General features: G+C 55.3%; 11 protein-coding genes and 1 pseudogene. 6 read left to right on the top strand and 6 right to left on the bottom strand.

All coding sequences use genetic code 11. The features are described 5' to 3' along the window. The 3 genes and pseudogenes from ASN89_RS28840 to ASN89_RS29605 all read right to left on the bottom strand — a co-directional run. Window positions 1-516: hypothetical protein (locus tag ASN89_RS28840; protein WP_152988691.1), on the bottom strand; the 516-nt coding region annotated here is incomplete at its 3' end. 264 nt (window positions 517-780) lie between these two features. Further along, the gene (locus ASN89_RS29610; protein WP_235502078.1) at window positions 781-1050 is read right to left on the bottom strand and encodes a phage virion morphogenesis protein; all 270 of its coding nucleotides are present in this window, start codon (window positions 1048-1050) and stop codon (window positions 781-783) included. Window positions 1051-1097: 47 nt separating this feature from the next. Further along, window positions 1098-1244, bottom strand: a pseudogene (locus ASN89_RS29605) (GPO family capsid scaffolding protein); the annotation flags it as partial. 136 nt (window positions 1245-1380) lie between these two features. Between ASN89_RS29605 and ASN89_RS25165 the strand changes: the two are divergent. From ASN89_RS25165 to ASN89_RS25155, 3 genes are read left to right on the top strand one after another with little or no spacing between them, the layout of a single operon-like run. Continuing rightward, window positions 1381-3192 carry a terminase ATPase subunit family protein gene (locus tag ASN89_RS25165; RefSeq protein WP_058051166.1) on the top strand — a complete coding sequence of 604 codons (1812 nt, stop codon included), beginning with the start codon at window positions 1381-1383 and terminating at the stop codon, window positions 3190-3192. Further along, window positions 3189-4250, top strand: a complete 1062-nt coding sequence (locus ASN89_RS25160; RefSeq protein WP_058051164.1) for a phage portal protein — start codon at window positions 3189-3191, stop codon at window positions 4248-4250. Before ASN89_RS25165 ends, ASN89_RS25160 begins: the two co-directional genes overlap by 4 nt. Next, window positions 4247-4462, top strand: a complete 216-nt coding sequence (locus tag ASN89_RS25155; protein WP_058051163.1) for a DUF2116 family Zn-ribbon domain-containing protein — start codon at window positions 4247-4249, stop codon at window positions 4460-4462. Before ASN89_RS25160 ends, ASN89_RS25155 begins: the two co-directional genes overlap by 4 nt. A gap of 442 nt (window positions 4463-4904) precedes the next feature. Here the strand turns inward: ASN89_RS25155 and ASN89_RS28835 are convergent, their stop codons facing one another. Both ASN89_RS28835 and ASN89_RS25150 read right to left on the bottom strand, forming a co-directional pair. Beyond that, entirely contained in the window at window positions 4905-5165 is a 261-nt protein-coding gene (locus tag ASN89_RS28835) for a hypothetical protein (RefSeq protein ID WP_152988689.1), read from the bottom strand. Window positions 5166-5217: 52 nt separating this feature from the next. Beyond that, window positions 5218-5508: a hypothetical protein gene (locus tag ASN89_RS25150; RefSeq protein WP_058051162.1), complete on the bottom strand. Its 291-nt coding sequence runs from the start codon at window positions 5506-5508 to the stop codon at window positions 5218-5220. Window positions 5509-5757: 249 nt separating this feature from the next. Here ASN89_RS25150 and ASN89_RS25145 point away from each other — a divergent pair, with 249 nt between their 5' ends. The 3 genes from ASN89_RS25145 (at window position 5758) to ASN89_RS25135 (ending at window position 7999) form a co-directional block, all read left to right on the top strand. Continuing rightward, complete coding sequence (locus ASN89_RS25145; protein WP_082654748.1) at window positions 5758-6180, top strand: response regulator; 423 nt, start codon at window positions 5758-5760, stop codon at window positions 6178-6180. A 13-nt stretch (window positions 6181-6193) separates the two neighbouring features. Then, a complete protein-coding gene (locus ASN89_RS28830; RefSeq protein ID WP_152988687.1) occupies window positions 6194-6433 on the top strand; it encodes a hypothetical protein in 240 nt (79 codons plus the stop codon). 927 nt (window positions 6434-7360) lie between these two features. Then, window positions 7361-7999 carry a PEP-CTERM sorting domain-containing protein gene (locus ASN89_RS25135; RefSeq protein WP_058051159.1) on the top strand — a complete coding sequence of 213 codons (639 nt, stop codon included), beginning with the start codon at window positions 7361-7363 and terminating at the stop codon, window positions 7997-7999. Between the two features lie 134 nt (window positions 8000-8133). On the opposite strand, the gene ASN89_RS25130 is transcribed toward ASN89_RS25135, so the two are convergent. Further along, complete coding sequence (locus ASN89_RS25130; protein WP_058051158.1) at window positions 8134-8886, bottom strand: hypothetical protein; 753 nt, start codon at window positions 8884-8886, stop codon at window positions 8134-8136. Window positions 8887-9230: the final 344 nt, after the last annotated feature.

Raw genomic sequence — 9230 nt, 5'->3', positions numbered from 1 at the left:
GAGAACGCCTTTAGCCACAAGTCCCTCTAAATAATAGCCTATGATAATTTTGTTGTCGTGGGTAAAGGTGAAGATTCGTGGTCTTCTATGTTGGTGCTTGACTTTGTTAATTAGTTGAGATGCGTGTGATATATACTCTTCGACATTGTCTTTAAAAATTCTAATAACTTTTGTAAAATTTTTGTCTGAGCGAGGGAAAAGACTTTTTATGATTGATTGGCACCCCTCTACAAAATTGCCGGTATAAAACAATAGTTCAAAAACTTGGTTTCTTATTTCGGTAAGACGATCACTCTTAATTTTTTCGCCGCATGCCGCAGCTTCTGTTATTTCATTAACCGATTTGGCGAGGCTATTTATACATCTAATAGCGTCTCCAAATGTTAATATAAATACATCTGCCGGATGGCTAAGTTGGTGTTCGTGACCGTACACCTGTTTATCATCTAATGACCTTAGCAGCGAAAAGACTTCTGGTAAATATCCAGTCATTTTATTAGGGACTTCGAATTTCATAAATTTGATCTCACATTTTATTGGCGTATCTATTTTTGCCAGATTTATAGGGTCTGAATTTCAATCAGTAATCAGGGATTCTGAACGCCCATTTCGCCGAGTTCAACCGGTAGGTCTTGGCGGCAGCAGCGTCAGAGCATAGCGGATTGATAAGAGAAGAAAATCACACAATGTCACACTCACCTGAATAGTAGCTTTTGGCTTGCTGTGGCCCGCATCATGTGGATCTGGTTTATTTGATAGCTAGTCCCTTTGGATTTTCCATTAATGCCTATCGGTTTTTTCTATGTGATGTAGCAACGACTCGCGTATCAGCGTCCGATCCGGTTCACTCAAACCCAGAAACGGCCGCTCCGGGTACTTGTAGACGGGCCCTTTTTTGGTAACGCGGTCTGGCTGGCCAAATTGATGCACCCGCGCCACGCGCGCCACCCAGCCAAAGAAGCCGATCTCGATCTGGTCACCGGTCGCCTTTACTTTCAGGTGTTTGGCGGTGCGAATCTTTCCGAACATGGCCGCCTTCTGCCGCTTGATCCGTCCATTCTTTCCCTTGAATTCCTTGCGCCGCTTGCGCGCCGGGTACCCCGGATGTGTTCCAGCCAGATGCGTGCGCCGTAGGTCTTCGGGTTGTAGGTGGCGGCGATCTGCTCGATGGTGGCGCGGTCGATGTTGCGGCCGTCCGTGGTGGCGCCTTCGGTGGCGACGCGGAAGAATTGGGATTTAGGCATGGTGGCGTGTCTCGGTTGATCGGATACCGCCATGGTCAACGTCTTGGCGCTGCGATTCAATGCGGTGCGGGTTGCTATGGGCCATAGCGACTTTTGCCTTTCCCCGCTCCGCGCGCGCGCGGCCTACGCTGGCGGCATGCTGACAATCGAGAAAAAAAGCGAACAAACGGTCGACGAGAAAATCGCCGAACTGGCCGTGCCCGAATCCGAGCCGCGCCGTGCCGCGCGCGCCCTGTACTGGAAGGGCTGGCGCATTTCGTCCATCGCCCGCCACCTGGGGATCAAGCGCAGCACCATCAATAGCTGGAAAGAGCGCGACGAATGGGACAAGGCCCAGGCCATCGAGCACGTCGAGGCGTCGGCCGAGCTGCGGCTGGTCAAGCTGATCGAAAAAGAGGTCAAGAGCGGCAGCGACTACAAGGAAATTGATCTGCTGGCGCGCACCATCGTGCAGATGGCGCGCGTGCGCCGCTACGAACAGCCGGGCGGCAACGAGGTCGACCTCAACCCGAAACTGGCGAACCGCAACGCGGGGCCGAAGAAGAAGCCGGCGCGCAATGACTTCAGCGAAGAGCAGAAAATCCAGCTGCTCGACGCCTTCCAGGACTCGCTCTTCGACTATCAAAAGGTCTGGTATCGCAACGGCGACCAGCGCACGCGCGCCATCCTCAAAAGCCGCCAGATCGGCGCCACCTGGTACTTCGCCCGCGAGGCGCTGGCCGACGCGATGGCAACGGGCCGCAATCAAATCTTCCTGTCCGCCTCTAAAAGCCAGGCGCACGTCTTCAAGCAATACATCGTGCAATTCGCGCGCGAGGCGGCCGGCATCGAGTTGACGGGCGATCCCATCGTCTTGCCGAACGGCGCGCATCTGTACTTCTTGGGCACCAATGCGCGCACGGCGCAGGGCTACCACGGCAATTTTTACTTTGACGAATTTTTCTGGACGCAGAACTTCCAGGAACTCAACAAGGTGGCCTCGGGCATGGCCATCCACAAGAAGTGGCGTAAGACGTATTTTTCAACGCCATCTTCGACCACGCACCAGGCTTATCCGTTCTGGACGGGCGAGCTGTTCAACAAGCGCCGCGCCAAGGTGGACCAGGTGAACATCGATGTGAGCCATGGCCGCCTCTCGTCGGGTTTTACGGGCGAGGACAAGATTTGGCGCCAGATCGTCACCATTCTGGACGCCGAGCGCGGCGGCTGTAACCTGTTCGACATCGACGAGCTGCGCAACTTCGAATACAGCCCCGACCAGTTCGACAACCTGCTGATGTGCAATTTTATCGATGACTCGGCCTCGGTCTTCCCGCTGGCCGAGCTGCAGCGCTGCATGGTCGATTCCTGGGTGGAGTGGGACGACTACAAACCGATGCTGGGCCTGCGCCCGTTCGGCAACCGGCCCGTGTGGATCGGCTACGACCCGGCCTTGAACGGCGACAGCGCCGGCTGTGTGGTGCTGGCACCGCCCATGACGGCCGGCGGCAAGTTCCGCATTCTGGAGCGCCACCAGTGGCGCGGCCAGAGCTTTGAAGATCACGCCGACGCCATCCGCCAGATGACGCAGCGCTACAACGTCGAATACATCGGCATCGACACGACGGGCATGGGCATCGGCGTGCTGCCCATTGTGCGCGGCTTCTTCCCGGCTGTCACGGCGCTGAACTACTCGCCGGAAGTGAAAACCCGCATGGTGCTGAAAGCCAAAAACATCATCAGCAAGGGCCGGCTGGAGTTCGACGCCGGCTGGACCGACATCGCGCAGTCCTTCATGGCCATCCACAAGACCCTCACCCCCAGCGGGCGGCACGTGACCTATGTCGCCGGCCGCAGCGACGAAACCGGCCACGCCGATCTGGCGTGGGCCTGCATGCACGCCCTCGATCACGAGCCATTCGAAGGCACCACCGACAACCACCACTCTTTCATGGAGATTTATTCTTGAGCAAAGCACGACACTTGCGCGCGCGCGGCCGGCAGGCCGAGAGCGCACCACCAGCGGCCACGGCGCCGGCCGCCGCCGGCATCGAGGCGTTTTCCTTCGGCGACCCGACGCCCGTGCTCGAGCACGCCGACATTCTCGACTGCTTCGAATGCTGGAAGAACGGCCACTGGTATGAGCCACCCGTCAACCTGGCCGGCCTGGCCAAGTCGTTTAACGCGGGCGTGCACCACAGCAGCGCCATCCACTTCAAGGCCAACGTGCTCGCATCCACCCTGATCCCCAGCAAGTATTTGTCGCGCGACGCCTTCAAGCGCATGGCCCTGGACTTCCTCACTTTCGGCAACGCCTACTTGGAAGACCGCCCCAGCCGCAGCGGCAAGGCGCTGGCGTACCAACACGCGCTGGCCAAGTACATGCGGCGCGGCGTCGATCTTGATACGTATTTCTTCGTCAACGGCTACCAGGCCGTGCATGAATTCGACAAGGGCCGCGTGTTCCACCTGATGGAACCGGACGTGAATCAGGAGCTGTACGGCGTGCCGCAGTACCTGAGCGCCCTGCAATCGGCCTGGCTCAACGAGGCGGCCACCCTGTTCCGCCGCAAGTACTACAAGAACGGTTCGCACGCCGGTTTCGTGTTCTACATGACGGATGCCGCAGCGAATACGCAGGACGTGGACAACCTGCGCCAGGCCATGCGCGACAGTAAGGGGCCGGGCAACTTCCGCAACCTGTTCATGTACGCGCCGAACGGCAAGAAGGACGGCATCCAGATTCTGCCGGTGTCGGACGTGGCCGCCAAGGATGAGTTTTTCAACATCAAGAGCGTCACGCGCGACGACCAGCTGGCCGCGCACCGCGTGCCGCCGCAGCTGATGGGCATCCTGCCGAACAATGCTGGCGGCTTCGGCGCCGTCGAGCCAGCCGCGCGCGTCTTCGCCCGCAACGAGCTGGTGCCGCTGCAGGCGCAGTTCATGGCGATCAACGAGTGGGCCGGCGTGGAAGTGGTGAAGTTCGCCCCGTATGACCTGGGCCTGGGCAAGGAGGGCGCGCAATGAGCGACCACGTGGACAATACCGACAAGATCATCTTTGCCGAGGTGGCACGCGGCCTGGCCGCCGTGCGCGGCCGGCCCGCCTTGGCGCCGCATGGCTGCTGCCACTACTGCGACGAGGCGCTGCCGCCCGCGCTGCTGTTCTGCAACGTGGACTGCCGCGACGATTACGAAAAGGAGCAGGCGGCCAAGGCCCGCGCCGGCCGTCCAGGATGAGCGCCACGCCGCGATAGCCGGCAGGGCGGGGCTGAGATAGCGCGGCCGCACCGAAGCGCCCCAGCCACCACACAAGCCGCCCATGAGGCGGCTTTTTCACGTCCCGACGACTGATATTGCTCTAGATGCAAGAAAAAGAGCCGTTTCGGCCCGGCGCGCGCAGTTGTCCCCCCTCCACACCTGCCCGCTATATAGGGGTCTTTTGACTCAAATTTGCGCCATGGCCGAAGGCGCATGAGGACTGGCGCGGCGGGGAGAAGAGGGGGCGTGCGATTTGACGCATTTTGACGCACTTTGAGCGGATTTTTGTCTGGCTTGTGATTACTTGTTGGGAGGGGGATTTTTTCGCCCTGACGGGGCTGTATGGTGGCCTCACGAGCCATACCTATTTCATACTGGCCATACTTGTAGCCGAAATGTAAACCTTCGCACTTTTGCAGCGTTAAAGATTCGACACGTCCACAAAATCAGCAAAGCCGCCAGGTTCGCTGGTTGACCAAGCTATGCTGTTTCTCCTTTCGGCGCGCCTTAAAACCACCCTTACCGCCACGGACATGTCAATGTTATGACGACGCATGTAGAGGATGGCATGTAGAGATCCTAATCGTTCTTCCATATCGATGGCTGAATTGACGATCGACTCGGAAAGAGTGTCAATTCTGCGTTCGTTCGTGGGTTTTGATGATAGAAAAATATCATCCATTTTTCACCTCTTGCTTTTAATCTGGAAGTGCGGGCATGAACAGAAACTGACGCTAGAGAATAGTCTGAGACTCCTTCGGCCAGGAACCGGACTTGCCATTTTGTGGCACAAGTGTCGCCACTGCGCCTGCTTCTATGAGTTGGCAGACTAGCGCCGAGGCTTCGATCTGTGCCGCACGCTCCGTCTTGAACACGCTTGGTGTTGGAATTTCAACAATAGGCGAATACTGGATTCCTGCATGAGCGGTAAGGAGGACCATACCCTTATACATACCGTTCACTTCCCTGTAGCTCACTATCTGGTACTCATACTCACCATGCTGTACTTTTTGGTCATTTCCCATTGACGCCTCCGTCAAAAAAGACTACTAGGTGGTTAATTTTGGATTTATATTTTAGAACATTTTTAGAAATTGAAAAGCGCAGGATAGTCAGCAACTAATGTGCGTTTTGGGCTAGTGGAAACTAATGACATTATTTCATTTTATGCATGTTTTCTGACTTTTATGTATAATTCCCATCGAGCAATCTCATCCTCAGTCCTTGCCCCTGACTGTTCAAAATTTCAGCCGCCTTGAACTTGCCGGCTCAATATGTGTCCCTACATGTGGATGCATTTCATGAACGGCAGGTGCTGTATGGCAAACCAACTTTCCCCCTTGCGAATCATGATTGTTGATGACAATCGTGATGCCGCTGATCTTGTCGCGGAATTTCTTGTGATGTGTGGTCATGAGGCTGTCCCCGTATATGGCGGGGCTGAGGCACTGCGGACGGCCGATAGTTTTGTCCCTGATGTGGTTTTCCTTGATTTGGGAATGCCTGGCGTGAACGGCTTGGAGGTTGCCTCCACCCTCCGGCAGGCGTCTCGCTTCCAGCACATTAAAATGATTGCCCTCACTGCCTGGAGTGATGACGCCACTCGGATACAGACTAAAGCCGTGGGCTTCGATCATCATTTGGTCAAGCCGGCAGACTTGGGCGACATACTCGGCCTGTTGAGTGTCGGCGCCTGAGTGTCGGAATCGTATGGCCTGGTATCCATTAATGCGGCGGTTTCACAAACCAAATGATGAGAAGCGCATGGTCATGATGCTGACTCAGGAACAGTGTAAGGCATGGTTGGAAGGTTCGCTGCTTAGCGGCAAGGATATTTATCGGCAATATCATGCTGAACATCTTGTCGCGCAGTATGACCCTTTACCTCCTCGGGCAGGAGCGAAGGAGGCTTATGAGGCCGCTGAAACACCGCCAGACTCTCTTTTCTAAAAGCAAGATGATGTGCTTCGCGGTTATCCGGGAGTGGGGCGAAGCTGGCCAGTCCAAGCTAGAACAAGAGTTCCCCATCTTGAAGGAGTGCGCGCCAAATCTGCGAGCGACGTTTCTCACGTCCATTCATACAAGTGTATATTATTAAAATATACTGTTCGATAATTTTTTGACACCTTTTTTCTTGATATTAGTCATCATGTGATTTATAAAGCAATGGTAGCCCGTTAGTACTGCTATGTTAAAGCCCTAAAGTGCCCCTACTTTGGGGCTTTTTTTTAAATTAATGTCGATTAGCTAGAGGAAGAAAATTTCCATATTGGCATGCAAGGTGCGATTGCACTTAATTTCATCCTCCCCTTTTTTGAAGCTCATCAGGAGTGTTGTTTTGCCTCCAAGATAGATTCAGTCAACTTGACATTTTCCTATACCGGCCCAGCCCGCCCCAAATCCTCCAACCGCTGCCCGCTAGCCCCGCGCCCCGTGGGCGAGCTTCGGTTCTAATCAAGGTTTCCACTGAGTAAGCTTGACAGCACCCAACGCATCGACCTGTGCCCAAATGGCAGAGATGGTGGATGCTTTGGGCTAGCGTGATAGTCGAAATTGGCCGCCAGTTCGGTCTTGCCGTAAGTTAAGGCGAGGCCCCCCATAGTCGATCCCGGCAATAAGACAAGCTATCAATGTAGTAGCTTTATTCTAGCGATCCAGCTTTGATATTTCTCAAGTAAACCTATTATTATTTTGCAATCTGAATTGTGTTTTTTATATTTAAATATTGCATGTAGTAATGCTTGGTTCCAAGAAATTTTTTCACCATGCGACGCCCCTCGCCCCCGCACGCCGCACCGCCTCGCCACGCCACGCCACGCCGGGCACATCTATGCCCATTACCGCTGCATATAACAATACTCATCAGAGGGACTCGACATGAAAATCTTGACTACGCTGGCCTTGGCCACGCTGACGGTCGCCGCAGGTACCGCCAGCGCCGCTCCCAACTTCACTGCCGGCGGTACGGTATTGGCAGGAGAAGGCCTTGTGTCCTCGGTCGCAGGCGCCACGACGATCAACTTCAACGACGGATTACTACCAAGCAACTACACCGGTGCAGTGTTTACCAGCAACCACCCCAGCTATGCCGCGCAACCGCCGAATGATTTGACGGCCTTCTATTCCGTTGGCGTCTCGGATGGCCAGATCACGCCAGGCATGGCCACCTTCAGTGGCGGGCTCAGCTATTTCGGTTTCTATATGGGGTCGCCCGACACATACAACAGCATCGTCTTCACCATGGGCGACAGCAGCACGGTGATGCTGACCGGTTCGCAAATGGCCGCTCTGGGCGGCGTCAGCCCGAATGGCGACCAGTCCGTCGGCTTGTATGTGAACGCCTGGGCCGGCGAAGGGGCGAGCTTCACCTCCGTCGCCTTCCACTCGCCGAACACGAACGCGTTCGAAAGCGATAACCACGCCTACATCGCCGCCGTACCGGAACCGGAAACGTATGCCATGTTGCTGGCCGGCCTAGGCCTGCTGGGCTTCATGCTGCGCCGCAAAGCGTCATAATAACTGTTATAAACAATCCAAAGCCCGAGTCTGCTCGGGCTTTTTTACCATCAGGCATCACATGTGCAACGCTTTGTAACAGCCATGAAACATGGATATCTGTTGTGTACGTGAAGATGGGTGCTCATGAAGAGTCACTTGTCGATCAGGGAACCCAGCATGGTGCGCGCTTGCAGGTCACTACGGGCCGCCGCCTGTTCCTCGCCGCTTAAAATCCAGTGTGTCTTGCCGTCGTGCGTATTACTACTGCCATATGCCTGCATCGCCTTACGCAACGCTTGTTGACGCTCTGGCGGCAGCGCGTCGAGCCTGGACTGGGTGAAAATACTGATGGGATATACATCGCGTATGTGCTCATACTGCAGCCCTTTGCGCTTGATAGCACCCCAATTATTGCCAGGATCGGACCTTGCAGAAGCTACCCACGGATGAGATGCATCGGGCGTCAGATATCCGCGTGCGTAACCCGTGCCATAGCCCAGCGTTTCGCTGTAGCCGTACACATAATCGCAATGATCGAGCAAGCCGGGTATACCCTCTGCGCCGTGAAATAGCTGCGCCAGCGGCAGCTTGCTGGCGTGGATGGCCAGCATCAGCGAAGAGCTATGTGAATACAGGGCAAGAGCGTCGCAGTTCGCCCACTCGTCTACATCGCCGGGTGGTACGATCCGCGGTGAAAACAATTCGATGCTGTCGGCATCAGCTGCGAACAGGGTTTTCTCGTAGTTTTTTTGCGAAAACTTGACGACCTTGCCGGTCTTGCTGCCGTAGCGATCGACGCGCTCGCCCACCTGCTCGAACCAGGAAAACAGCTGCTCGCTGGCGGCGGCAGGGATAAATAGGCTATTCTTTTTGAATTCGCCTACCAGGAAATGAAATTGCTCCATGTGTCACCATAGTTAATGTTCTGTGCGCATGATGCCATGCGCGCGGCCATGCGGCTAGCGTGCGAGAGAGCATGCGGCTGCGCGCCATTTCAGCTTGCATTTGATTTGCATAGCAAAATCGCCAGGGGTGCAGGCTCACAAAGACTCTTTGTGGCGATTTTTTCCGGTAGGTAGCTTGGTAGGTATGGTTGGTGTATAGCGGCTTGAAAGCCGCAAAAAGCCTAGATATTTGCATTACACCGCTTCCGCCAAGAAATAAAGAAACCGCCTTCGGGCGGTTTTTTATTGCCTGGCGGAAGCGAGCAGGGCGCCTTCGCGCCCTGCGTGTGAGATTCGAAGGGCTG

Source organism: Janthinobacterium sp. Ant5-2-1, assembly GCF_001445815.1.
Lineage (GTDB): Bacteria > Pseudomonadota > Gammaproteobacteria > Burkholderiales > Burkholderiaceae_D > Janthinobacterium > Janthinobacterium lividum_E.
This window is presented reverse-complemented; position numbering and strand designations above follow the sequence as displayed.

Excerpts from the sequence above, each read along its gene's own strand:
- ASN89_RS25145 (WP_082654748.1), top strand. The coding sequence starts at position 5,758 with ATGTGTCCCTACATGTGGATGCATTTCATGAACGGCAGGTGCTGTATG.
- ASN89_RS28835 (WP_152988689.1), bottom strand. The coding sequence starts at position 5,165 with ATGGATGATATTTTTCTATCATCAAAACCCACGAACGAACGCAGAATT.
- ASN89_RS28830 (WP_152988687.1), top strand. The coding sequence starts at position 6,194 with ATGGCCTGGTATCCATTAATGCGGCGGTTTCACAAACCAAATGATGAG.
- ASN89_RS25135 (WP_058051159.1), top strand. The coding sequence starts at position 7,361 with ATGAAAATCTTGACTACGCTGGCCTTGGCCACGCTGACGGTCGCCGCA.
- ASN89_RS25165 (WP_058051166.1), top strand. The coding sequence starts at position 1,381 with ATGCTGACAATCGAGAAAAAAAGCGAACAAACGGTCGACGAGAAAATC.
- ASN89_RS25130 (WP_058051158.1), bottom strand. The coding sequence starts at position 8,886 with ATGGAGCAATTTCATTTCCTGGTAGGCGAATTCAAAAAGAATAGCCTA.
- ASN89_RS25150 (WP_058051162.1), bottom strand. The coding sequence starts at position 5,508 with ATGGGAAATGACCAAAAAGTACAGCATGGTGAGTATGAGTACCAGATA.
- ASN89_RS25155 (WP_058051163.1), top strand. The coding sequence starts at position 4,247 with ATGAGCGACCACGTGGACAATACCGACAAGATCATCTTTGCCGAGGTG.